Genomic DNA, 23215 nt, shown 5'->3' with positions numbered 1-23215 from the left:
AAAGCTCATGAGCAAAAAATTCGCCTTGACCCCGGAAGAACGTGCGTCCTTTGAAAAGAACGGCTTCATCGGACCGTTCGACGCCTATTCGCCAGAAGAAATGAAAGAGACCTGGAAGCGCACCCGCCTGCGCCTGCTCGACCGCAGTGCCGCGGCCTACCAGGATCTGGATGCGATCTCCGGCGGCACCAACATTGCCAACTACGATCGCCACCTGGACGACGAATTCCTCGCCAGCCACATCTGCCGTCCGCAGATCTGCGACCGCGTCGAGAGCATCCTCGGCCCGGACGTGCTGTGCTGGCGCACCGAGTTTTTCCCTAAATACCCGGGCGACGAAGGCACCGACTGGCACCAGGCCGACACCTTCGCCAACGCCTCGGGCAAGCCGCAGATTCTCTGGCCGGAAAACGAAGACTTCGGTGGCACCATCACCGTCTGGACCGCCTTCACCGACGCCAACATCGCCAACGGTTGCCTGCAGTTCATTCCCGGCACCCAGAACAGCATGAACTACGACGAAACCAAGCGCATGGCCTACGATCCCGATGCCAACAACAGCTCGGTGGTCAAGGATGGTGTGCGGCGCGGTTTCTTCGGCTACGACTATCGCCAGCTGCAGATCGACGAAAACTGGAAGCCCGACGAAGCCTCCGCCGTGCCCATGCAGATGAAAGCCGGCCAGTTCATCATTTTCTGGTCGACCCTGATGCACGCCTCCTATCCCCACAGCGGCGAGTCCCAGGACATGCGCATGGGCTTCGCCTCGCGTTATGTACCGTCGTTCGTGAAGATCTACCCGGACTCCGACCACATCGAGGAATACGGTGGACGTATCAGCCTTGAAAAGTACGGCGCGGTGCAGGTCATCGGCGAGACGACCCCTGCATACAATCGCCTTGTCACCCACACGACCCGAGGCAAGAAATTCGAAGCCGTCTGATCTTTTCAATGCCATATGACAGTTGGCATGCGCAACGTGCCTGACAGGAGTCCCCAATCCATGACTACTTCCACCGACGCAGCGACGCGCCTGTGTGAGACCGTAAGGATGCTTAGGCACCTTGCCATCCATTTGCCCGATCCTATCTGCCTGAGCTTTTTGGCCCAGGGCAGTGACGTGGCGCCCGACCAGGCTTCCTCCAGCGTGAGAGCCACGGAACGCGCGGTCAGCGCCGCGTTCGCCAGGATCGGCGTCAAAGCCGTGCAGTACGTGCATGACGGCGAGGCGCAGCTGTCGTCTTTCGAGATGTTCATCAGCAAGAAAATCTGCCAGGCGCTCGAGTTTACCTATGGCCACTTCGACGATGTCGACAGTGCCAAGGACTTCGGGCGCTTGGTCAGACACTTCGATTTCAGCGGGGCCGTGCCCGAGGTCGAGACACTGCACCTGATTACCCGCGACAACGTGGCGTTGTCGGTGCATGCCAGCACCGATCGAAACCGCCCGGCCATCGTCCTCGCCCTGCCCTGCGGCATGCCGTTCGACTTGTGTCGCGACTGGTTCAATGCGCTGAGTGAAAGGTTTTTCGTGGTCACCTGGGAAACCCGCGGGCTGTTCGGTTCCTGCACCTCCTTCGATCAGTTGTCCGTGGACACCGACGCCCAGGTGGGTGACCTGATCAATGTGATGAACCACTATGGCCTGCAAAGCGCGCACTTGATGGGTATCTGCGGTGGCGCGGTGATCGCCCTCAGCGCGGCTGCCATCCACACCGACCGGGTCAATTCCCTGAGCCTGTGGCACGGCGATTACAACCTGGGCGACGACAGCCTGCGCACCACCCACCAGCAGAACTTCGAGTGGCTGATGGAATCGGCCGCCGTGGACCGCAACGAAGCCAGCGACCTGCAGGCGTTGTTTCTGGACCAGGCGACCCTGGCGACCATTCCTGACTCCATCGCCCATGCGGCGCTCTACCCTTATGTCAACGAAGAGCTGTTCTATCGCTATGCGCGACTCAACGATGCGCTGAACAAGACTGAGTTGAAGTCGCGGCTGGAGCAGATCACGGCGCCCACCCTGGTCGTCGCCGGCGACTCCGATGAAACCACCCACATTGGTGGTTCCAAGCACATTGCCGAGTCCATCAATGACGCCTTGCTGCATGTCGAGCGTGATGGCAGCCACCTGGCGTTCTTCGAGTCGACCCATCGCTCGAAACACACCGCCTTCCGCTTCCTGGAATCGACCCTCGAATCGACGGTGGTCTGACTTACCGGATAGGGCGCTGGGCAAAACCCATGGGAGCTGAACTTGCTCGCGATAGCGGCGGTTCAGCTTGCATCGGGATTGAATGTGCCGACGTCATCACGAGCAAGCTCAGCTTGTGTGGTAGGTCTTGAAGGGAGGAGGAGGGACAAGGCTCGATTCTGACTGTTAGCCGCAGTACAGACCGTGGAAAATTCCGCGCAAGCCCTTAACCCCCGCTCATATTCATGAATCGCACAATCTGCACCTCCCCACCCGGGTTGAAGTCATGCCGCATCTGGGCTCGGGAACCTATTGGAAACGCGATGGACACTGGGTGTTTGCCACGCCCAACATCAGCAAGGGGCTGATCTCGGTGATCGACTTCGACACCTGGAAAGTCATCAAGCAGATCCCCACCCTGGGGCCGGGTTTCTTCCTGCGCAGCCATGCCAACTCTCGCTACGCCTGGACCGATGTGTTCTTCGGCCCCGACAACGACGCCATCCACCTGATCGACAAACAGACCCTGGAAATCGCCCACACCCTGCGACCCATGCCCGGCAAGACCGCCGCCCACGTCGAGTTCACCCGCGACGGGCGCTACTTGCTGCTGAGTATCTGGGACACCAATGGCGCGCTGATCGTCTACGACAGCGACACCCTGGAGGAAATCAAGCGCCTGCCCATGAACAAGCCTTCGGGCAAGTACAACGTCGGCAACAAGATCGAGTTCGCCGAGGGGACATCCCACTGAAAAAAGGGGGCTGATGCGCAGCCCCCGGGAGCAAACTTCCCCGCCACAAAAGACTGCGACGGTGTCCAGTTGGAATGCCTATTGTGGCGAGGGGATTTATCCCCGTTGGGCTGCGCAGCAGCCCTCAGACCGGGCAACCCGGTGTATCAGTCTGATCAAATGAGAAGCTTATAGCGGCTGCTGCGCAGCCCAACGGGGATAAATCCCCTCGCCACAGGAGCTTGCTCCCGCTGGGCTGCGCAGCAGCCCCAAAAGCCGACCTGACACGCCTCGGCTGAAGGGGGTCACCCTTACCAGGTAAGCACCGCCCCCACCGCGAAGGTATCGGTGTCTTCGTTCTGGGCACTGGTGTCGTGGCCGTTGATTTCGAACTGGTTGTACTCGGCCACGAGCTTGAGGTTGTCGTTGATGTCATGGAACAGCGCGATGCCCCGGGTTTCGTAATCGGCGCCACTGCCTACCACGCCGTTGCCGTCGTCATCGGTCTTGCCGTAGGACAGCGCCAGGCGGTTCTTGCCCAGCTTGTACGAGCCCTGCAACAGGTAGCCCTTGCTGTCGACATTGCGCAGGGTGGCTTCACCGGCGTTGTTGGTGAAGAACGGGTTGATGCCCTTGGCCTGGAACCCCGAGCCGGTGAGCGACAACCCCCCCATCTTCGCCTGCACGCCATACCCCAGGCCTTTGGAAGTTACCGACTCGACGGTGGAGTCGGTGTTGTCCGAGGTCTGGTAGCTGCCGTTGAGCCAGCTGTAGATCTTCGCCCCGCCCAGGTCGAACTGGTAGGTGATCTCGCTCTCGGTGCGCGGGTTTTCCTGATAGGCCTTGCCGGTAGCGCTGTTGTCGTTGGTGTCCACCGGGTCCATGATCCCCACCGCCACCCGCAGCCCGTCCATCACCGGCGTGCGATAAGTGATCTGCGAAGTCGGGAACGGGTACGGGTAACCGCTGCCGATGTTACCGAACGAGACGCCACCGCCGTCCACCAGCCCCAGGGTGTCGCTGACCTGACCATAACCGGCGAGCAGTTCGTCCAGCAGGATATTGGAGCGGGCAAACAGGCCGAAGTCCTTGCCGATCAGCACTTCGCCCCACTCCGGATTGGCCACGGTGCCGTAGAACTGGCGCACGTCGATGGCGGTGTCGGTGCCATTGGTTTCACTGTCGTTGATGGTCACCCAGAACGAAGCCCGGGCGCCGAGCTTGAGGTCATCGACCTGCTTGCCCATGTTGAAACCCAGGTAGTTGGGCAAAAAGCCCATCTTGACCCGCGCCTGCCGACGGTCGTACTGCTCACCCGCGCGGTCCACATCGCTGTTGACGTAAAAGGCGTTGATGTAGCCGTCGGTGGAAAAGGTGGTCTGGTCCTTGTCATACAGCATGATTTCAGCGTTGGCCCAAGACGTCAGGCCCAGGCTGGAAAGACCGGCGATGACCGCAGGCAAAAAACGCAGGCAGGTATTTTTATTGTTGTGCATGGCGCGCTCCGCAACAGGGGACGGGATGTCGGAGGCGATTATCGAAAGGTGCCAGGGCGCGTCATACGCTGCCTTGGAGGCAATTGGCGAATGCTTTGGAAGCGCCGGCCCGGCGCGGCAGTTTGGGTGTAAGACGGCGAGGTCGAGGGGCGCGACAGCTTGGGTGTAAGACTGCCTTGCCGACGGGTGCGATACTTTGGGTGTGGGCCGCTGGGTGGGCTGGGAGGATGTAGGGTCGGAGCTAAATACCACTGACCTTGTGGCGAGGGGATTTATCCCCGTTGGGGCGCGAAGCGGCCCTAAAACCTGCCTGACAGATCCAGGGGGCAGCTGCGCAGCCCAACGGGGATAAATCCCCTCGCCACAGGAGCTTGCTCCCGCTGGCCTGCGCAGCAGGCCCCCTCGCTATCAGCTCAGAACCTCGGCTTGACGGTCTTCCACTCCGGCCGGTAGCGCTGCATCTGCCGCACATCGTCGCGCTGGCGGATGCCGCAACTGAGGAACTGGTCATGGAGCTTGCCCAATTGATCCCGGTCCAATTCCAAGCCAAGGCCCGGCGCCCGGGTGATCTTCACGCAGCCGTCGACAATCGGCAGTTTGCCGCCCTTGATCACTTCTTCATCCGGCTCCTGCCACGGGTAATGGGTGTCGCAGGCGTAGTCCAGGTTCGGCACCGCGGCCGCCACGTGGGCCATGGCCATGAGGCTGATGCCCAGGTGCGAGTTCGAATGCATCGATACGCCCAGGCCGAAGGTGCTGCACATTTTCGCCAGGGCCTGGGTGTCCCGCAGACCACCCCAGTAATGGTGGTCGGCCAAGACGATCTGCACGCTGTCCAGGGCCACGCTGCGGCGGAACTCATCGAAATCGGTGACCACCATATTGGTCGCCAGCGGCAGCCCCGTGCGCTTGTGCAGTTCGGCCATGCCTTCCAGCCCTGGCGTCGGATCTTCGTAATACTGCAGGTCATCCCCCAGCAGCTCGGCCATGCGAATCGAAGTCTCCAGGGACCAGTTGGCATTGGGATCGATGCGCAACGGGTAGCCGGGAAAGGCCTGTTTCAGTGCCTTGATGCACGCCACTTCATGTTCCGGATCGAGGGCGCCGGCCTTGAGCTTGATGCTCTTGAAGCCATAGTCCTGGATCATCCGCCGGGCCTGGGCGACGATCTGCTGTTCGTTGAGCGCCTCGCCCCAACTGTCGGGCGGGTACGGCGAATCGATGTGCTCGGCGTACTTGAAAAACAGGTAGGCACTGAACGGGACCTCGTCGCGAATCGCGCCGCCCAGCAGGTCCACCAGTGGCACGTTCAAGTAGTGGGCCTGCAAATCCAGGCAGGCCACTTCGAACGCCGAGTAGGCATTGCTCACCGCCTTGCTCGCATGGGAACCCGGTGCCAGTTCGGCACCGGCAACGCTGGCCGGTTTCTGCGCGGCGACGGTCGCCTGGACGATGGCCCGCAACTGGTTGAGGTTGAACGGGTCCAGGCCGATCAACTGGCTCTGCAACTGCTGCTGGATCGCCAGGGCCGGGGCATCGCCGTAGCTCTCCCCCAGGCCGATGTAACCGTTGTCGCTCTCGATCTCGATGATCGAGCGCAGCGCGAACGGCTCATGGATACCGCTGGCGTTGAGCAAAGGTGGATCGCGAAAAGCGATGGGTGTCACGGTGACGCGTTTGATCTTCATACAGCGGCTCCCGATGGGCCAGGGTTCAAGGCTTGGTTTTTTTCCGGCTGATTGGCTTCGGCAACGGTTTCGGGCCGGCCGGACAGTGAGTTCGGGGTATCGCGCTTCGGCGTGGTGCGGGCGAAAAAGATCACCACGGCGGCGACAAGCGAGGTGGCGGCCAGCCCATACAAGCCGCCCTCGATGGACCCAGTGGTCTGCTCCAGGAAACCGAAAGCCGTGGGCGCGACGAAGCCGCCGAGGTTGCCGATGGAGTTGATCAGGGCGATCACCGCCGCCGCGATGCGCGCATCCAGGTAACCCTGGGGAATCGGCCAGAACAACGCCGAGGCCGCCTTGAAACCGATGGCCGCGAAACAGATCGCCACGAAGGCGAAGATCGGCCCGCCGGTGGTGGACATGAACATGCCGAACGCAGCGATCACCAGCGTCACCGCGACCCACGCCTGCTGGAATTTCCATTTGCCGGCCAGGGCGGCAAAGCCGTACATCGCGACGATGGAAATGATCCACGGAATGGAATTGAGCAAACCGACCTGGAAGTCCCCCAGGCTCCCCATTTTCTTGATCATGCTCGGTAGCCAGAACGTGGCACCGTAGATGGTCAGGGCGATGGAGAAATAGATGAAGCAGAACAGCGCGATCTGTCGGTCGGCCAGCAACTTGAACATCGACGGCTTGATCACTTGCGCGGCTTCCCGGGCCCGCTGCTCTTCGGCGATGGCGGCGATCAATACGGCTTTCTCTTCAGCGGTCAGCCATTTGGCCTGGCTCGGGTGCGATTGCAGCCAGAACCAGACAAACCCGCACAGCACGATGGAGGCAAAACCTTCGATCAGGAACATCCATTGCCAGCCATGCAGGCCCATCCCGCTGATGTGCAGCAAGGCGCCGGACACCGGGCCGGAAATCACCGAGGCGATGGCCGAACCGCTGAGGAAGATCGCCATCGCCTTGCCGCGCTCGTTGGCGGGCAGCCACTGGGTGAAGTAGTAGATGATGCCGGGAAAGAAGCCCGCCTCCGCGGCGCCAAGAATGAAGCGCAGCACATAGAAGCTGGTTTCACCTTGCACAAAGGCCATGGCCATCGCCGCCGCGCCCCAGGTGAACATGATGCGCGTCAGCCAGGCCCTGGCGCCGTAGCGTTGCAACAGCATGTTGGACGGGACTTCGAACAGCGCGTAGCCGACGAAGAACAACCCGGCGCCGAGCCCATAGGCGGCAGCGCCGATGCCCAGGTCGGTTTCCATATGGCTGCGCACGAAGCCGATGTTGACCCGGTCGATGTAGTTGACGATGAACATCACCACCACCAACGGCAGTACATGACGTTTGACCTTGGCCGCCGCGAGCGCCAGGGTGCTGTCATGGGTGGAGTCCGTTACGTTATTCAAGGGTGCCTCCCGATTCATTGTTTTTGTGGGGAACGGGACGATGATGGACGCGGTGGATTGTTCCCGTCTAATCTAACTTGGCACTTGATTGATACCTGGATTGAATCAATGTTTGAATTGGCCCAGTTGCGTTGCTTCACCACCGTGGCGACCGAACTCAACTTCCGTCGCGCCGCCGAACGCCTGAACATGACCCAGCCACCGTTGAGCCGGCAGATCCAATTGCTGGAACATCACCTGGGCGTCGAACTGTTCACCCGCAGCACCCGCAGCGTGGCACTCACCGCCGCCGGCCGGGCGTTTTTCATCGAAGCGCAGAACCTGTTGGAACAGGCGCAACAAGCCGCCGTGGCGGCCCGGCGTTTCGCCCAGGGTGACATCGGTTCGGTGACCATCAGCTTCGTCGGCAGCGCGGTGTATGAGTTTTTGCCCAAGGTGATTGCCGAAGCGCGGTTGAAGCAGCCGCAGGTCAAGATCGTCCTGGCGGAAATGAACACCTACCAGCAGCACGAAGCCTTGCGGGCACGGCGCATTGACCTGGGGATCGTCCGCTCACCGCTTTTGGAAACCGGCTATGCCACCGAGTGCCTGGTGCGCGAACCCTTCGTGCTGGCGGTTCCGGCCGGGCATCCGTTGGCCAGCGCCGAAGTCATCAGCGTCCAGGACCTGGATGGCCAACCATTCCTGATGTACTCCCACGCCGCCTACCCGCCCTTCAACGAACTGCTCACCGGCATGCTGCGCTCGGCCCGGGTCGCGCCGCAATTCGTGCAATGGTTGGGGTCGTCGCTGACGATCCTGGCCCTGGTCAACGCCGGCATGGGCCTGGCCCTGGTACCACGTTGCGCCACCAGCGTGGTGTTCAAGCAGGTGGTGTTCCGTGAGATCGACTTGGGCGAAGGGGTGCAGAGCGAGTTGCACCTGGTGTGGCGCGAGGACAACGACAATCCGGCGTTTACCATGTTGCTGGAAGGGATTCGTGGGGCGGTGCACGATGGAATGTGAACCCGAAAACTGGCTGTAACGCCTCGCCCAAGGACCGTATTTGGCTTCTGGTTTTCGGTTGACTTCACGAAGCATGGGACCAAGCGAGAACATGAAATAACCAAACAGAATATACAAATAGCCACCACCCCTTGAAAACTATAAAAAACTGTCAACTCTGACAGTACCCACCTCAATGCACAGCGAAAACAATAGACTCTTCCATCCTTGGAGAGCACGATCATGGGCATGACTGCAGACGACTTTAAAAATTATAAATCCGGCGACAAGCTATTAATTTGTGTCAATGGCTCGAATGTCTCAGGCTACTTCAAATCGATTGAAAAAGGGAGAATCAAATATGAGGATATGAATTTCAGGGAACACTCAAATGATCTCTCGGAGCTTTCTGAAGTTCGACTTCCCGAGCTCGATTATCCCATCGCTCGACCTGATTTCTGAACTTCTGATAAAGCCTATCAAGAGCATACGAGCCTGGCCGCAAGACCAGGCTCAACTGCCTCAGAGCCCCTTGCACCTGGCCTCGTCCTTCAGGCTCCTGCCCGCTGTTCATATAGGCGTTGGTGGCGAGGAGGAAGCGATGACGCCGGGGCAGCTTGCATCGGGTCACCGCTCAAAACCCTGACCGCTGCCGAAAATACATTTTTGGAGCATGCCCAGCCAAACGGAATAAATCGCCCTCTGCAACAGCTAAAAAAATATAAAAACCGTGAGCTCTGACAATGCGCCTCACAATAAACAGCAAAAAGAATAACATCTCCCACCAATGGAGAAACCATCATGAGAATTTACACCGAAGATGACTTCAAGAACGTGCATCCTGACGACAAAATTTATATCGACAGCAAAGATGGAGCGTTCAGAAATTTTTATTTTAGATCCGTTTCTGCCGGCATACTTAATTACAAAGATCTTAATTTTAAAGAGCACTCGATTGAAATCTCAGAAACAAGCGAGATATATCCAATACCATAAGTTTTTAACACCAGTAGTCAAGAGCATCCTCACAGACAGACCAGAGCACCGCAGCGCCGCCATCAACTCCTTTTCTATCCGCTTGCACGGGGGGCAGAAAAGTCGAACCCTGGGACAATTGGGTCTGCAGTTCGCGGGCGATTTGTTGCACCCCTGGCCACAGGGGGCGCGGTCCCCACTGATTAGGCTCCTTCAGAAATTAACCGGCGCATTGGCTATTCCCGGCTTCCTCTTGAGGTTGTACGATGACAGACGAGCATGGAGCGCTCGTCCTTCTCCGATACAACAAAAACAAGGAACCCCCATGAAGAAGACCACACTTGCCATCAGCTTCCTGTGCCTGTTCAGCGGCTACGCAGCGGCTGCCACGTCAGCGGCCGAGCAGGAAGTGGCCCGGGCCGTCGACCACCTGACCCAGGCCATGCTGCATAAAGACATCCCCCAACTCCAGGCCCTGGCCGCCGAGAACCTCACCTACGGGCACTCCAGCGGCAACATCCAGGATAAGAAAGCCTTCATCGCCGACATCGAAACGGGCAAGAGCGCATTCAAGACCCTGGAAATGCAGAACCAGAAGATCACCTTGTCCGGGGACACTGCGCTGGTGCGCAATCACTTCTCGGCACAGGCGCTCAAAGGCACTGAGGTGGTGCCAACGGAAATCGAAAACTTCCAGATCTGGCAGAAGCAGAAAGATGGCAAGTGGCTGTTGATCGGTCGTCAGGCGTTTCGGTTCTGATCGCTGGCTGAACGCAAAACTGATGTGATTCATTGTGGGGAGGGGGTTTTGTCAGGCTCCGGACCAGTGCTGCCGGTACTCCAACAGGAAGTCCACGAAGGCACGCACCCGTTGCGGCACATACCGGCCATGGGGATACAGCAAGGTAAACGGACGCGAGCGCCCCGCAAAAGGCGCAAGTACCTCCACCAATTGCCCATTGGCCAGCTCCTGCTCCACGATGAATTTGTAGGTCTGGAACAAGCCGGCGCCGTGTTTGGCCAGTGTCACGCCGCCGAGCACGTCGTCCGAACAGCAATACCCTCCTTCGCCGAACACCTCCTTTTCCTTGCCCTCGACATTGAACAACCAGGAAATCCGTCGCCCGCTGCTGGGCAATTCGAACTGGATGCACTCATGGTCGTCCAGGTCTTCAAGAACCTGCGGCGTGCCGGCCTTGCGCAGGTAATCCGGAGAGGCGACTACCACCAGTTTCGCGTTTTCCAGCAACCGGGCGATCATCGACGAGTCCGGCTGGGCTCGCACCCGGATGGCGAGGTCATACCCTTCGGCGACGAAATCGATGTTTCGATTGCTCAGGTGCAGGTCCACGCTGACCTGCGGGTACAACGCCCGAAAGGCCGGCAGCAACGGCAGGATCCGATGATGCCCGTAGGTGGTGGGCAAGCTGATGCGCAGTTGCCCGGACGGCACCGATTGGGCGCCCATCATTTCCTGTTGTGCCTCGACCAGTTGCGTCAGCGCTTGCCGGCATTGTTCGAAATAGGTCTTGCCGGCTTCGGTCAGGCGGATGCTGCGGGTGGTGCGCACGAAAAGCCGCGAGCCCAGGCGCTCCTCCAGGCGAAAGATCGAGCGGCTCACCGCCGCCGGGGTAACGCCCGCCAACTGCGCCGCAGCCGTGAAACTGCCCGCCTCCGCCGCGAGGCAGAACAGTTCTATGCTGCCCAACTGCAGGTCTTCGAAATGACGCTTCATGATTCGTTACACCGCGTATCAACTGAAGTTTCCAAAGCACTGTTTATCAGCCCGTGGCGTATAAATACAGTGGCCTCGCAACACGCGGGCGTTGTCCTGCGTCCATTTCCCATCCGTTGGAGTGCAACATGCCTTTCGTCAATGTGCGAATTACCCGAGACGGCGTCACCCGTGAACAGAAAGCCCAGGTGATTGCCGAAATCACCGAAACCCTCCAGCGCGTGCTGGGCAAGGACCCTCACTTGACCCATATCGTGATCGAGGAAGTGGATACGGATAACTGGGGTTATGCGGGGATGACGACCACCGAGTATCGAAGTCTTCCCAAGGAATAAACGCTCTGCCCCTCCCGAGCCCGGTCCAACTGACCGGGCTTTTTTCTGCCTGGTGATTCCCCTTGTGGGAGCGGGCTTGCTCGCGAAGGCGGTGTGTCAGTCGACATTTGAGTCGGCTGATATACCGCCTTCGCGAGCAGCCCGCTCCCACAGGGGTTTATGGGGTGTTCGAGATTGATTACATGAAGTATCAACTCAAGTACCAGAAGCCTTATTTATCAAACCCTGAGGCATCAATACCCTGAGCTCAACCACCGCCATACAGGCGCATCGGTTCCATTCAATGTGATCAGGAGTCAATCATGAGCCTCAACAAAACCGTCATCATTACCGGCGCTTCCAGCGGGATCGGCCTGGGTTTGGTCAAGGCGTTCCTGGCCCGGGGGTATAACGTGGTGGGCAATGCCCGCTCTTCGTCCGGACTGGACGCTGCCGCCGCCCAGCTCGGCCACCCGGCCGGTTTCATGGCCGTGGCCGGTGACATCGCTGATCCGGCCACTTCAACCGCCCTCATTGCCCAAGCTGTCGAGGCGTTTGGCGCCGTTGACGGGCTGGTGAACAACGCCGGTTTCTTCCTGCCAAAACCCTTCGTCGAATACAGCCCCCAGGACCTGGACGCGCTGCTGGACACCAACCTCAAGGGCCTCGTCTACGCCAGCCAGGCCGCAGCGGCGCACATGATCGGGCGCCAGCGCGGCTTCATCATCAACATTTCAGCCGCCGTGGCCCTGCAACCGAACATCCAGGTGCCGGCTGCGCTGCCGGTGTTGATCAAGGGCGGCGTCAACCAGATGACCCGCGCCCTGGCCCTGGAACTGTCGCCCCACAACATCAAGGTCAACGCGGTCGCCCCCGGCATCATCGACACACCCATGCATGACCCGGCGCACCGCGACTTCCTCGACAACCTGGCCCCGGCCGGTCGCGTGGGCACCATCGAGGAAATTGCCGAGGCCGTGTTGTACCTGGCGGGCGCTGACTTCACGACGGGCGCGATACTGCCGGTGGACGGTGGGATGAGCACCGGCAAGTGGTAGGAAAAACTGTGGGAGCGAGCTTGCTCGCTCCCACCTGGACTGCGCGCGACTTCAAAGGGTGTAGGAAATCCCGGCCTGTACCGTCCGCGGTGCACCCGGGTAGGCATATACGCCACCGAATGCACCCTCTTCGTAGTCGGCGTCAAACAGGTTCTTCAGGTCCAGGTTGAGGCGGATTCGCTCGTTGACCTTGTAGTAGCCGAGCAAGTCCACGACGGTGTAGCTGTCCATGGTAAAGGTGCTGGCCGCAGTATTGCCGGCCCGCTCGTCAACGTACTTGGCACCTACGCCAAGGCCGAGCCCCTTGAGGCCACCGTCCTGGAATTCGTAGACGTTCAACAGGCTGAAGGAGTTCTTGGGCACGTTGAGCAGGCGAGTGCCGGACGGGATGCTGATGTCCTTGGTCACTTCGGCATCTACATAGGCATAGCCACCGATCACGCGCCATTGCGGCGTCAAATTGCCCGCCACGTTCAAGTCAAATCCGCGACTGCGCACTTCGCCAGCGGCCACGTTGAATGTTGCATCCTGCGGGTCGGGCGTGAGGACGTTGCGCTTTTCAATCTGGTAGATCGCCGCGTCGACGCTCAACTGACGCTCCAGCGCTTCCCACTTGATCCCCATTTCGTAGGACTTACCCTCTTCCGGTTTGAACCCTCCGCCCTGGAGTCTGGCACCGGTGTTGGGTTTGAACGAGCGTGCGGTATTGGCATAGACCGCCACGGTGTCGGTCAGGTCATAGATCATACCCAGGCGCGGGGTGACGGCGCTGTCGGTGACGTCCCAGTTCCGACTACCAGGCGGGTTCTGGGGGACGAAACTCTCATACTGATGCTCGAATCGCTCAAACCTTGCCCCCGCCAACAACTTCAAACGCTCAGTCAGCGCCACCTGATCCTGGACGAACACGCCAAACGTCTTGAGGTTTTCCTGGTCATCGGTGGGCTTGCGCGTCAATGCCGGGCGTGGCTGGCCATGCACCGGGTCGAAGATATCGATCGGGTAGGCACCGACAGCGCCGGAGGAACGCTGGATGATGGATTGGTAGTCGTAGTCTTCATACTCGACGCCCGTCAACAATGTGTGCTCGAACCCGCCCGTGGAAAAATGCCCGGTGAGGTTGAGTTGGGTGTCCCGATCGGTCCACTCCAATTTGCGGTAGTTGAAGTTGCGCCCCAGGGTGCGGCCATCGGCGGCGATGCCGTTGCCTTCGACGGCATTGCCCTGCAAGGTGCCGTCGAGCCATTGGGTTCCGCCGGCCAGGGTCCAGTCGTCGTTGAGCATGTGCTCGAAACGCACCTGCAGCATGTTGTTATCGTTGTGCAGCTTGCCGGCATCTTTCTCGCCGAAGAACGTATCGCGCGAGGCGGTGCCGCGCTGGCCGGCGTAATGGGTCAGGCCACGGTCCAGCGGCGCATTGTTGCGCATGAAATCACCTTCGAAAATCAGGCGCGTGGTGTCGTTGACCTGCCAGGAGACCACCGGCGCGACGCCGTAGCGCTCGGTCTCGACGTGGTCGCGGAACGTATCGCCGCCCTCGCCGATCACGTTCAAGCGATAAGCCAAGCGCCCTTCTTCGTCCAATGGGCCGGACGCATCCAGCGTACCGCGACGCATCCCCTGATCGCTGACCTGGCTGCCCAGGGTCACCGTGCGCTCGGCCAACGGTTGCTTGGACACCACGTTGAAGGTACCGCCCGGATCGCCACGGCCATAGAGCATAGTGGCCGGGCCGCGCAGGACTTCCAGCCGCTCGATGGTGTTGGCGTCCGGCATGTTCGGGTAGCCACGGTTGATCGGGAAACCGTTGCGGTAGAACTCCCCGGTGGTGAAACCGCGCACAGTAAAGGTGGTCAGGCCCTGGCCGCCGAAGTTGTTGGCCCGGCCCACACCGCCGGCGTAATCAAGAGCATCTTGCAAGCGTGTGGCGCTCAGGTCTTCGACCACATCGCGGGACACGACGGAAATGGACTGTGGGGTTTCATGGATCGCCGTGTCGGTACGGGTGGCACTGGCCGAACGGGTGGCGTGATAGCCCTTCACTGGACCCTGGGCTGATTCATAGTCGGCGCTACCGACGATATCCGTGGCTTGCAGCTCAAGGGAGGCCGGCTTGGCTGGGACTGGCTGCTCGGCCCAGGTGGAAACGGAGTAAGCCTGGAGCACACACAGTGAAACGAGTATCCGACGCATCGATGCACAATCCTAATGGAAAAAAGCCTCCACATCGGGAAGCTGACAAGAATGTATCGCGAAAGATACAGCAACTCATTGCTGTTTGATATCCATTCCCATTAACATCGACATTTTTGTGACCGTTCAGTCCGTCATCGCGAGCAAGCTCGCTCCCACAGGGATCTTCAATGGCTACAAGCCTTGTGATTGGCCCCGCTATCCCCTGTGGGAGCGAGAGCTTGCTCGCGATGGCGCCAGAACAATCTCCCCATGCCCTACAGGCCCACCACAATCGACTCCTGTGCGACCCGCTGGAAAAACGTCTGCGCACGATGGTCTTGGGTATAGGCCACGTTCAACCGCAACCAGTCGCACGCCTCCCCTTGGGGCAGGAACGTCGAACCCAGGGACAATTGGATCTCCAACTCCCGGGCGATCTGCTGCACCCGTTGCGCCGCCAGGCACCGAGGCCTGGCCCAGACGAACATTCCCCCCATCGGCTCGGCAAACACTTCCCAGTTGGCCGGGTCCAGGTGGCGCAGCGTACTTGCCATCTGCTTGTTCAGGCGCTGGCGCAAGCGCTGGATCAGCTTGCGATAAGCACCGTTGGCCAGCAACGTCGCTACCACGTTTTCCGCCAGCAGCGAGCAACCGATGCCGGTAATCATCTTGACTTCGGCCAGGCGCCGGATGATGTCGGGCTGGGCGACCACATAACCGATGCGCAGCGAACTGGACAAGGTCTTGGAAAAACTCGCCAGGTAGATCACCCGGTCCAGGGCATCCAGGGAAGCCAGGCGGGATGTCGGGCCATTCTGGAAATCGGCGTAGATGTCGTCCTCGATGAGACAAAAGTCATGGGCCGTCGCCAGTTGCAGCAGACGATAGGCCACGCTCGGCGCCAGACTGGTGCCGGTGGGGTTCTGGTACATGCTGTTGATGAAGAAATACGAGGGTTTGTGCTCGCCGAGAAGCTGTTCCAGGCGGGCGATGTCCGGGCCCTGGGCGGTTCGCGGCACCGCCACGGTCTTGACCCCCTGCAGCCTCAGCAGATTGAACAGGTTGTAGTAGCCGGGGCTTTCCACCAGCACCAGGTCACCGGGCTTGAGCAGGGTTCGCACCAGCAGGTCGAGGCCCTGGCTGGCGCCTTGGGTGGTGATGATCTGTGCCGGGTCGACGTGAATGTCGATCAGGCCCAGGCGTTTTTGAAGCTGCAGGCGCAGATGAGGCGAACCCAACGGGGTGCTGTAGTTGAACAACGCGTGGTTGTCGCTGCGCACCACCTGGCGGATCGCCTGTCCCAGGTCGGTGTCGTCGCGCCAGGCGTCGGGCAGCCAGCCACAACCGAGTTTGAGCTGCGTCGACTCATTGTCGAACAATTGCCACGACACGTTATCCGTTTCAGGTATCGGCTCCACCGGCAGGACCACCTGTTGCGCGACAAAAAAGCCCGCACCATGCCGAGACTCCAGCACCCCGCTGGCAACCAGTTGGTCATAGGCCTTGATCACGCTCGACAGGCTCAGGCCATTTTCCCGGGCCAGTTGGCGAATGGACGGCATTCGCGCGCCGGGGCGAATGCCATGGGCGTTGATCCAGCCCGTGAGGTGCGTCACGAGCTGCCGGATCATGGGCTCGGCAGTGTTGCGATCAATCTTCAGGTCCACAGCGGGCACTCTTGGCCAAGTGTTCTCGATTTTCGAGAAAACAGTTAAACACAAATGACCGGCGTCTGTTCCTTGTTTGCGTTGTGCCCGGCGGTGATAGTCCCCGGGACTTCATGCGCACCCTTTAAGGAACACTCTTGAACCCACAGCATCGACATGCCTGGGGGCTGGCTTTCGGCCTCTGCCTGATCACCCTCGCGGTCAACCTGCAGGCGCCGCTGTACACCACCTACGCGCAATTGTCCGGCTCCGGGGCCGGGGCCACGGCGGTGGCGTTTTCCGGTTATGTGCTGGGGGTGTTGCCGGTCCTGCTGGCGTTCGGTGGACTGGCCGACCGGGTGGGCCGCAAGCCGTTGATCCTGGTCGCGCTCGGGCTGTCGATGTTGGCGACGCTGGTGACGTTGCTCTGGCCAAGCCTGGTGGCGCTGGGCGTGGCGCGCTTGATGATGGGGGTCGGCACGGGGCTGGCCTCGGCCACCTCGACCGCCTATATGACAGAGCTCATGGCAACCCGCGATACCCGCTCGCCGGCCAACTGGGTCACCGCCAGCACCTCACTGGGTTTTGGCCTGGGGGCGGCGTTGACCAGTCTGTTCCTGTTCGTCCATCACAGCGCCACGCCCGGCAGCTTCTGGCTGCAGCTGCTGTTGGCCGCCCTGGCGATTGTCGTGGTCTGGCGGCTACCGGACCCGGCGCTGAAAATCAAAGACGCGCCGCTGCTGCGCCTGCCTTTGTTTCCCGCCGGCAGCCTGCCCTACAGCTTTTCCATGCTGTTGGCCTGGGCGACTTCGGGCCTGGTCATCGCCATATTGCCGTCGGTGCTGGCAACCCACGACTTGCAGCGTTGGTCGGGCCTGTCGACCTTCACGGTCATCAGTTGCGGCTTGCTCTTCCAGCCTTGGGTGCGGCGCATGTCGCCGGCCAGGGCCACGGGTCTGGGGCTGTTGATCCTGCCTGCGAGCTACGCGTTGCTGGCCTGGGGCGCGAGCGCCGGCTCCCTGCTCGCCGTGTTGCTGGGAGCGCTGGGCGCCAGCAGCGCTTGCTACGGTTTCCTGTACCTGGGTGGGTTGTCGGCCGTCACGGCCATGGCCGGCGCGGAAAAGGCCCGGGTCAGTGCCGGTTTTTTCCTGTTCGCCTATGTCGGGTTCAGCATCCCGGTGGTGGTGACCGGGTTGCTGGCCGATCATTTCGGCGCTGACGTGGCGTTGATCGTGTTCGGCCTGGCGTTGTTGGCTGGGGTGTCTGTTACCGGATGGCGCATCGTCCGGACCGAGGCTTATGTGAGCCACCTGTCCCACGGCTGAACACAAACCCTTGTGGCGAGGGGATTTATCCCCGTTGGGTTGCGCAGCAGCCCTTAAATCCATCATCCGCTGTAGCAGGTGTTTATACATTGGTGGGGGCTGCTGCGCAGCCCAGCGGGGATAAATCCCCTCGCCACAAATTGGGGTCGACCTAACGGTTCAAAGCCCCAACGACCGTCTCGGCAAAGTCGTATACCATATCCCCACCTAAGCCGAACGACCCGCCGCCGTGACTTTATCCAAGTTCAACCTGCCTGACCTGGGCAACACCCCTTCCACCTCGGAAATCATCACCCGCCACCTGCGCGATGCCATCGTGGCTGGGCATTTTGCCGAGGACGAGCCGATTCGCCAGGATGACATCGCCCGCCAGTTCAATGTCAGCAAGATCCCCGTGCGCGAGGCCCTCAAGCGCCTGGAGGCCGAAGGCCTGGTGATGTTCCTGCGCAATCGCGGGGCGATGGTGACGCGCATTTCCGAGGCAGAGCTGGCGCAGATGTTCGAGGTGCGCATGCTGCTGGAAGACAAAGTGCTGCGCCTGGCGATTCCCAACATGACCGAAGACACCTTCGCCCGCGCCGAGAGCATCTGCCGGGAGTTCGTCGGTGAAGACGACGTCGGGCGTTGGGCCGAACTGAACTGGCAACTGCACGCCTGTCTCTACGAACCGGCGCAACGGCCGTTCATGGTGAGCCTGATTCGCTCGGTCCACGACAAGCTGGAGCGTTATTTGCGCATGCAGATGAGCCTTTCGGCTGGTAAGGACCGTGCCGATCACGAGCACCGGGAAATCATCAAGGCCTGCCGCGCCGGTGATGTCGAGCGGGCCGTGGCGCTGCTGGACGAACACATTGCCGGGGTCTGCGAGACCTTGTTCAAGTTCCTGCCTTCCAGCCATTGATCGGCCAACGCTGTGCCGATTTCGTCATCGGCGACAGATAAAACCATCAAGCCTTCAGCCCTGGGCGCGGGCCACGCTTACCGTCACTCACCTGAACGGACGTGGCCCTCCCATGAAACGCATCACCGTGATCGATTCCCATACCGGCGGCGAACCGACCCGACTGGTCACCGACGGTTTTCCTGACCTGGGCCAGGGCAGCATGGCCGAGCGCAAGCAACGCCTGGCCAGCGAGCATGACGCCTGGCGCACCGCCTGCGTGCTGGAACCCCGGGGCAGCGATGTGCTGGTGGGAGCGCTGCTCTGCGAGCCGGTGGACCCAAGCGCCTGTGCCGGCGTGATCTTTTTCAACAACAGCGGCTACCTGGGCATGTGCGGCCACGGCACCATCGGCCTGGTGGCGTCACTGGCCCACTTGGGCAGGATCGGCCCTGGCGTGCACAGCATCGAAACCCCGGTGGGCACGGTACAGGCAACCTTGCACGAAGACCGCTCGGTCAGCGTGCGCAACGTGCCGGCCTATCGTTACCGCAAGGCACTGGCCCTGGAAGTGCCCGGCATCGGCCAGGTGGTGGGCGATGTGGCCTGGGGCGGCAACTGGTTTTTCCTGATCGCCGAACATGGCCAGCGCGTGGCCGGCGATAACCTCGACGCATTGACCGCCTACACCTACGCCGTACAGCAAGCCTTGGAGCAACAGGGTTTTCGCGGCGAGGACGGCGGCCTGATCGACCATATCGAACTGTTTGCCGATGACCCGCAAGCCGACAGCCGCAACTTCGTGCTCTGCCCGGGCAAGGCCTATGACCGCTCCCCTTGCGGCACCGGCACCAGCGCCAAGCTGGCGTGCCTGGCGGCCGATGGAAAACTGCAACCTGGGCAGATCTGGCGCCAGGCCAGTGTCATTGGCAGCGAGTTCGAAGGCTCCTATGAACACTCGGGCGAGCGCATCGTGCCAACCATTCGCGGTCGCGCCTACATCAGTGCCGAAACCACCCTGATCATCGAAGCGGACGACCCGTTCGCCTGGGGCATTCGTCCGTGAGCGAGGGTCATGTCGCCGACGTGATCGTCATCGGCGCGGGCATCATTGGCGCAGCCTGTGCCCAGGCATTGGCCCGGCGCAACGTCAACGTGTTGGTGCTGGACGCCGGTTGGCACGGCGCCACGGCGGCCGGCATGGGGCATCTGCTGGTGCTGGATGACAACCCGGCGGAACTGGCCCTCAGTCAATATTCCCTGCAACGCTGGCGCGAACTGGCCCCGGCCCTGCCCGAGGGTTGTGCCTGGCGCAACAACGGCACCTTGTGGCTGGCGGCCAATGCCGAAGAAATGGCGGTGGCCCAGAGCAAATACCTGAACCTGCTGGCCCATGGCGAAGCCTGTGAATTGATCGGCCAAGCCGCTCTGCATCAACGTGAACCCGAGCTACGCCCTGGGCTGGAAGGCGGGCTGCTGATCAAGGGCGACGGCATCCTCTACGCTCCGGCAGCCGCCCGCTGGATGCTCGACGCGCCCAACATTCGCCAGCAGCGGGCACAGGTCAGCGAAGTCGACGGTCACCGCGTGCGCCTCGGCGAGGGTCGCTGGCTGAGCGCCGACGCGGTGGTCCTCGCCAATGGCATCCAAGCCACCGAGTTATGCCCGGAACTGCCGATCGAGCCGAAGAAGGGCCACCTGCTGATCACCGACCGCTACCCCGCTACCGTCACCCACACCCTGGTGGAACTGGGCTACGTCACCAGCGCCCATAACGCCAGCGGGCCCTCGGTGGCGTGCAATATCCAACCACGCCCGACCGGACAATTGTTCATCGGCGCCTCACGGCAGTTCGGCAGCGTCGATCCGCAGGTGGAAGGCTGGATGTTGGCGAAGATGCTCAAGCGCGCCGTCGAATACATGCCCGGGTTGGCGCATCTTAACGGCATCAGGGCCTGGACCGGTTTCCGCGCGGCGAGCCCCGACGGCTTGCCGCTGGTGGGTCAACATCCACAGCGCAAGGGGCTGTGGCTGGCGGTCGGTCACGAAGGCCTGGGCGTCACCACGGCACCGGCGACGGCCGACTTGCTGGTGGCCCAGCTGTTCGACGAAACCTCGCCGCTGGCGCCTCAAGCTTACCTGCCGCAGCGTTTCCTTGGAGAGCCGGCCCATGCCTGATCTATTCCTCGACGGCCACCCCTTGTCAGTGGCCAACGGCACCAGCGTCGCGGCGGCATTGGCGCTGGGCGCGGACGGTTGCAGCCGCACCTCGGTCAGCGGCCAGCGACGGGCGCCCTTGTGCGGCATGGGCATCTGCCAGGAGTGCCGGGTGTTGATCGATGGTCGCCGCCGCCTGGCCTGCCAGACGGTCTGCCTCGATGGCATGCATGTGCAGACCCGACCATGAACGAAACCACCGACCTGCTGATCATCGGCGCCGGCCCCGCGGGCATGGCCGCTGCCCTCGCCGCGGCCAGCAGCGGTGCACGCATCGTGCTGCTGGATGACAACCCGCTGCCCGGCGGGCAGATCTGGCGCGACGGCCCCCAGGCCAACCTGTCCGCCGCCGCCCGACGCCTGCGCGATCAACTGCACACCTGCGCCAACGTACGCTGCCATGCCGGTACTCGCGTGATCGCCTGCGCGGCGGATAAAACCTTGCTGGTGGAAGATGCCGAGCGTGGCTGGCAGATCAGCTACGAGCGCTTGATCCTGTGCACGGGTGCCCGCGAGCTGCTGCTGCCGTTTCCCGGCTGGACACTGCCCGGCGTGACCGGCGCCGGCGGGTTGCAGGCGTTGATCAAGGGCGGCTTGCCAGTGCGCGGCGAACGGTTGGTCATCGCCGGTAGCGGCCCCTTGCTGCTGGCCAGCGCCGCCACGGCAAAACATCAGGGCGCACAGGTGGTACGCATCGCCGAGCAGGCCCGGCGCGGCGCCGTCGCCGGTTTCGCCGCGCAATTGCCCCGCTGGCCGGGGAAGTTTTTCCAATCGTTCAGCCTGTTCGACCGGCACTACCGCACCGACACCCATGTGGTGGAAGCCCTCGGCCGGGAACGGCTGGAGGGCGTGCGCCTGCACCAGCAAGGCAAGACGATTGAATTGGCCTGCGATCGGCTCGCCTGCGGTTTCGGGCTCATTCCCAATACCCAGTTGGGCCAGGCCTTGGGCTGCGCGGTCGCAGACCAGGCGCTGGCGGTGGACGCGTGGCAAGCGACCTCTCGCCGCGAACATTACGCCGCCGGTGAGTGCACCGGTTTCGGCGGCAGCGAACTGGCGCTGGTGGAAGGCGCCATCGCCGGCCACGCCGCCGTCGGCAACAGCGGCGCCGCCCAACAGCTGTGGCCCCGTCGCGCACGTTGGCAGGATTTCGCCCGGGCCCTGAACACGGCCTTCGCCCTCGATCCACGCCTCAAGACCCTGGCCACGGCGGACACCCTGGTCTGCCGCTGCGAGGACGTACCGTATGGCGAACTGGCCGGTCATGACAACTGGCGCGAAGCGAAACTGGCCAGCCGCTGCGGCATGGGCGCCTGCCAGGGCCGGGTGTGCGGCGCCGCCCTGGAACACCTGCTAGGCTGGACTCCACCCCTGCCGCGCCCGCCCTTCAGCCCGGCGCGGATCGAGACCTTGCTGAACCTGGCAGAAACCCCGCCCACCTGAACCGGACTGATATTCTATTGTGGGAGCGGGCTTGCTCGCGAAAGCGGTGGCTCAGCTTGCAACGATTTTGAATGTACCGACGCCTTCGCGAGCAAGCCCCCTCCCACAGTAGACCGAGTCGGTTCCAGACCTTCCTGCCTCAATGGTTTTGGCTCTATGATCTCTGCGTCCTCTCAGAATCCAGACCATGTACCCCTCGCTCACCTCCCTAGCCCCTTGCGACCTCGACACCCTGCTAGGCAGCCTGCAACCCATCGCCCCGCTGCTGGACACCCTCACGGACGTGGTGTTTTTCATCAAGGACCCGCAGGCCCGCTACGCCTTCGTCAACCAGACCCTGGCCCGGCGCTGCGGTTTCAAACACCGCAGCGACCTGCTCGGCCTCACCGCCGACCAGGTGTTCCCCGAACGCTTCGGCCCGCTGTACACCGAACAGGATCGCCGGGTGCTGGCCAGCGGGCGGGAGTTGGCCGACCAGCTCGAACTGCATTTGTATTACGGCAACCAGCCCGTATGGTGCCTGACCCACAAGCTCGCCCTGCACGATCCGGAGGGCCGGATCGTCGGCCTGGCCGGCATTTCCCGCGACCTGCAACTGCCGCAATCGAGCCACCCGGCGTTTCACAAACTGGCGGCGGTGGACGCCCATATCAAGCAGCACTTCGCCCGCCCCATCAGCCTTGCCGAGCTGACCACCATCGCCGAATTGTCGGTGGCGCAACTGGAACGGCACTGCAAGCGCATCTTCCAACTCACGCCGCGACAGATGATTCACAAGGCCAGGCTGGAGGAAGCCTCGCGGCTGTTGCTCGACCAGGACCTGCCGATCACCGAGATCGCCCTGCGCTGCGGTTACACCGATCACAGCGCCTTCAGTCGCCAGTTCCGCGCCCTGACCAGCCTGTCGCCCAGCCAATATCGCGAGAATCAGCGCTGATCCATGTTCCCTGATGGGGCG

At 61.6% G+C, this 23215-nt stretch carries 20 protein-coding genes and 1 pseudogene; 15 read left to right on the top strand and 6 right to left on the bottom strand.

The annotated features are described in order from the left end of the window. The first annotated feature begins 7 nt into the window (after positions 1 to 7). The 3 genes and pseudogenes from syrB2 to BM317_RS07670 all read left to right on the top strand — a co-directional run. Positions 8 to 943, top strand: coding sequence for a syringomycin E biosynthesis L-threonyl-[L-threonyl-carrier protein] 4-chlorinase SyrB2 (gene syrB2, locus BM317_RS07680; RefSeq protein ID WP_072412274.1), 936 nt, complete (start codon positions 8 to 10; stop codon positions 941 to 943). Positions 944 to 1003: 60 nt separating this feature from the next. Then, positions 1004 to 2215, top strand: coding sequence for an alpha/beta fold hydrolase (locus BM317_RS07675; RefSeq protein ID WP_092173018.1), 1212 nt, complete (start codon positions 1004 to 1006; stop codon positions 2213 to 2215). 265 nt (positions 2216 to 2480) lie between these two features. Then, positions 2481 to 2948: pseudogene (locus BM317_RS07670) on the top strand (cytochrome D1 domain-containing protein); the annotation flags it as partial. Positions 2949 to 3238: 290 nt separating this feature from the next. Here the strand turns inward: BM317_RS07670 and BM317_RS07665 are convergent. From BM317_RS07665 to BM317_RS07655, 3 genes are all read right to left on the bottom strand, one after another. Next, positions 3239 to 4423, bottom strand: coding sequence for a porin (locus BM317_RS07665; RefSeq protein WP_060742065.1), 1185 nt, complete (start codon positions 4421 to 4423; stop codon positions 3239 to 3241). 413 nt (positions 4424 to 4836) lie between these two features. Next, positions 4837 to 6111 (bottom strand): glucarate dehydratase family protein, encoded by a 1275-nt coding sequence (locus tag BM317_RS07660; RefSeq protein ID WP_092173012.1) that lies wholly within the window; start codon positions 6109 to 6111, stop codon positions 4837 to 4839. Further along, the gene (locus BM317_RS07655; protein WP_092473777.1) at positions 6108 to 7523 is read right to left on the bottom strand and encodes an MFS transporter; all 1416 of its coding nucleotides are present in this window, start codon (positions 7521 to 7523) and stop codon (positions 6108 to 6110) included. The genes BM317_RS07660 and BM317_RS07655 overlap by 4 nt, the downstream gene beginning before the upstream one ends. A gap of 90 nt (positions 7524 to 7613) precedes the next feature. Between BM317_RS07655 and BM317_RS07650 the strand changes: the two genes are divergently transcribed. The 3 genes from BM317_RS07650 (at position 7614) to BM317_RS07635 (ending at position 10224) form a co-directional block, all read left to right on the top strand. Continuing rightward, positions 7614 to 8510 (top strand): LysR family transcriptional regulator, encoded by an 897-nt coding sequence (locus BM317_RS07650; RefSeq protein WP_092473775.1) that lies wholly within the window; start codon positions 7614 to 7616, stop codon positions 8508 to 8510. A 228-nt stretch (positions 8511 to 8738) separates the two neighbouring features. Continuing rightward, positions 8739 to 8951, top strand: a complete 213-nt coding sequence (locus BM317_RS29950; protein WP_139197917.1) for a hypothetical protein — start codon at positions 8739 to 8741, stop codon at positions 8949 to 8951. An 838-nt stretch (positions 8952 to 9789) separates the two neighbouring features. Then, the gene (locus BM317_RS07635; protein WP_092173000.1) at positions 9790 to 10224 is read left to right on the top strand and encodes a nuclear transport factor 2 family protein; all 435 of its coding nucleotides are present in this window, start codon (positions 9790 to 9792) and stop codon (positions 10222 to 10224) included. A 51-nt stretch (positions 10225 to 10275) separates the two neighbouring features. On the opposite strand, the gene BM317_RS07630 is transcribed toward BM317_RS07635, so the two are convergent. Then, the gene (locus BM317_RS07630; RefSeq protein ID WP_092172997.1) at positions 10276 to 11199 is read right to left on the bottom strand and encodes a LysR family transcriptional regulator; all 924 of its coding nucleotides are present in this window, start codon (positions 11197 to 11199) and stop codon (positions 10276 to 10278) included. A gap of 128 nt (positions 11200 to 11327) precedes the next feature. Between BM317_RS07630 and BM317_RS07625 the strand changes: the two genes are divergently transcribed. Next, positions 11328 to 11534, top strand: coding sequence for a tautomerase family protein (locus BM317_RS07625; protein ID WP_092172994.1), 207 nt, complete (start codon positions 11328 to 11330; stop codon positions 11532 to 11534). Positions 11535 to 11836: 302 nt separating this feature from the next. Further along, the gene (locus BM317_RS07620; RefSeq protein ID WP_092172991.1) at positions 11837 to 12571 is read left to right on the top strand and encodes an SDR family NAD(P)-dependent oxidoreductase; all 735 of its coding nucleotides are present in this window, start codon (positions 11837 to 11839) and stop codon (positions 12569 to 12571) included. Positions 12572 to 12622: 51 nt separating this feature from the next. Here BM317_RS07620 and BM317_RS07615 read toward each other — a convergent pair whose 3' ends face one another. Together BM317_RS07615 and BM317_RS07610 are read right to left on the bottom strand one after the other, a co-directional pair. After that, the gene (locus BM317_RS07615; protein ID WP_092172987.1) at positions 12623 to 14764 is read right to left on the bottom strand and encodes a TonB-dependent siderophore receptor; all 2142 of its coding nucleotides are present in this window, start codon (positions 14762 to 14764) and stop codon (positions 12623 to 12625) included. 257 nt (positions 14765 to 15021) lie between these two features. Next, on the bottom strand, positions 15022 to 16413 hold the full coding sequence (locus BM317_RS07610; RefSeq protein ID WP_092473771.1) for an aminotransferase-like domain-containing protein: 1392 nt from the start codon (positions 16411 to 16413) through the stop codon (positions 15022 to 15024). A 137-nt stretch (positions 16414 to 16550) separates the two neighbouring features. Between BM317_RS07610 and BM317_RS07605 the strand changes: the two genes are divergently transcribed. From BM317_RS07605 to BM317_RS07575, 7 genes are all read left to right on the top strand, one after another. Further along, positions 16551 to 17717: an MFS transporter gene (locus tag BM317_RS07605; RefSeq protein ID WP_092473769.1), complete on the top strand. Its 1167-nt coding sequence runs from the start codon at positions 16551 to 16553 to the stop codon at positions 17715 to 17717. 229 nt (positions 17718 to 17946) lie between these two features. Beyond that, the gene (locus BM317_RS07600) at positions 17947 to 18618 is read left to right on the top strand and encodes a GntR family transcriptional regulator (protein WP_092172978.1); all 672 of its coding nucleotides are present in this window, start codon (positions 17947 to 17949) and stop codon (positions 18616 to 18618) included. A gap of 112 nt (positions 18619 to 18730) precedes the next feature. After that, complete coding sequence (locus tag BM317_RS07595; protein WP_092172975.1) at positions 18731 to 19663, top strand: 4-hydroxyproline epimerase; 933 nt, start codon at positions 18731 to 18733, stop codon at positions 19661 to 19663. After that, positions 19660 to 20775, top strand: a complete 1116-nt coding sequence (locus BM317_RS07590; protein ID WP_092172972.1) for an NAD(P)/FAD-dependent oxidoreductase — start codon at positions 19660 to 19662, stop codon at positions 20773 to 20775. The genes BM317_RS07595 and BM317_RS07590 overlap by 4 nt, the downstream gene beginning before the upstream one ends. Then, positions 20768 to 21004 (top strand): 2Fe-2S iron-sulfur cluster-binding protein, encoded by a 237-nt coding sequence (locus BM317_RS07585; protein ID WP_092172969.1) that lies wholly within the window; start codon positions 20768 to 20770, stop codon positions 21002 to 21004. The genes BM317_RS07590 and BM317_RS07585 overlap by 8 nt, the downstream gene beginning before the upstream one ends. After that, positions 21001 to 22257: an NAD(P)/FAD-dependent oxidoreductase gene (locus BM317_RS07580; RefSeq protein ID WP_092172966.1), complete on the top strand. Its 1257-nt coding sequence runs from the start codon at positions 21001 to 21003 to the stop codon at positions 22255 to 22257. The genes BM317_RS07585 and BM317_RS07580 overlap by 4 nt, the downstream gene beginning before the upstream one ends. Positions 22258 to 22444: 187 nt before the next feature. Further along, the gene (locus tag BM317_RS07575; protein ID WP_092172963.1) at positions 22445 to 23194 is read left to right on the top strand and encodes an AraC family transcriptional regulator; all 750 of its coding nucleotides are present in this window, start codon (positions 22445 to 22447) and stop codon (positions 23192 to 23194) included. Positions 23195 to 23215: the final 21 nt, after the last annotated feature.

The organism is Pseudomonas sp. NFACC24-1 (assembly GCF_900115235.1).
GTDB lineage: Bacteria > Pseudomonadota > Gammaproteobacteria > Pseudomonadales > Pseudomonadaceae > Aquipseudomonas > Aquipseudomonas fluorescens_AA.
Note: the sequence above shows the minus strand (reverse complement) of the source record. Positions and strands in the feature narration are given on the sequence as shown.

Excerpts from the sequence above, each read along its gene's own strand:
- syrB2 (WP_072412274.1), top strand. The coding sequence starts at position 8 with ATGAGCAAAAAATTCGCCTTGACCCCGGAAGAACGTGCGTCCTTTGAA.
- BM317_RS07675 (WP_092173018.1), top strand. The coding sequence starts at position 1,004 with ATGACTACTTCCACCGACGCAGCGACGCGCCTGTGTGAGACCGTAAGG.
- BM317_RS07665 (WP_060742065.1), bottom strand. The coding sequence starts at position 4,423 with ATGCACAACAATAAAAATACCTGCCTGCGTTTTTTGCCTGCGGTCATC.
- BM317_RS07660 (WP_092173012.1), bottom strand. The coding sequence starts at position 6,111 with ATGAAGATCAAACGCGTCACCGTGACACCCATCGCTTTTCGCGATCCA.
- BM317_RS07655 (WP_092473777.1), bottom strand. The coding sequence starts at position 7,523 with ATGAATCGGGAGGCACCCTTGAATAACGTAACGGACTCCACCCATGAC.
- BM317_RS07650 (WP_092473775.1), top strand. The coding sequence starts at position 7,614 with ATGTTTGAATTGGCCCAGTTGCGTTGCTTCACCACCGTGGCGACCGAA.
- BM317_RS29950 (WP_139197917.1), top strand. The coding sequence starts at position 8,739 with ATGACTGCAGACGACTTTAAAAATTATAAATCCGGCGACAAGCTATTA.
- BM317_RS07635 (WP_092173000.1), top strand. The coding sequence starts at position 9,790 with ATGAAGAAGACCACACTTGCCATCAGCTTCCTGTGCCTGTTCAGCGGC.
- BM317_RS07630 (WP_092172997.1), bottom strand. The coding sequence starts at position 11,199 with ATGAAGCGTCATTTCGAAGACCTGCAGTTGGGCAGCATAGAACTGTTC.
- BM317_RS07625 (WP_092172994.1), top strand. The coding sequence starts at position 11,328 with ATGCCTTTCGTCAATGTGCGAATTACCCGAGACGGCGTCACCCGTGAA.
- BM317_RS07620 (WP_092172991.1), top strand. The coding sequence starts at position 11,837 with ATGAGCCTCAACAAAACCGTCATCATTACCGGCGCTTCCAGCGGGATC.
- BM317_RS07615 (WP_092172987.1), bottom strand. The coding sequence starts at position 14,764 with ATGCGTCGGATACTCGTTTCACTGTGTGTGCTCCAGGCTTACTCCGTT.
- BM317_RS07595 (WP_092172975.1), top strand. The coding sequence starts at position 18,731 with ATGAAACGCATCACCGTGATCGATTCCCATACCGGCGGCGAACCGACC.
- BM317_RS07585 (WP_092172969.1), top strand. The coding sequence starts at position 20,768 with ATGCCTGATCTATTCCTCGACGGCCACCCCTTGTCAGTGGCCAACGGC.
- BM317_RS07580 (WP_092172966.1), top strand. The coding sequence starts at position 21,001 with ATGAACGAAACCACCGACCTGCTGATCATCGGCGCCGGCCCCGCGGGC.
- BM317_RS07575 (WP_092172963.1), top strand. The coding sequence starts at position 22,445 with ATGTACCCCTCGCTCACCTCCCTAGCCCCTTGCGACCTCGACACCCTG.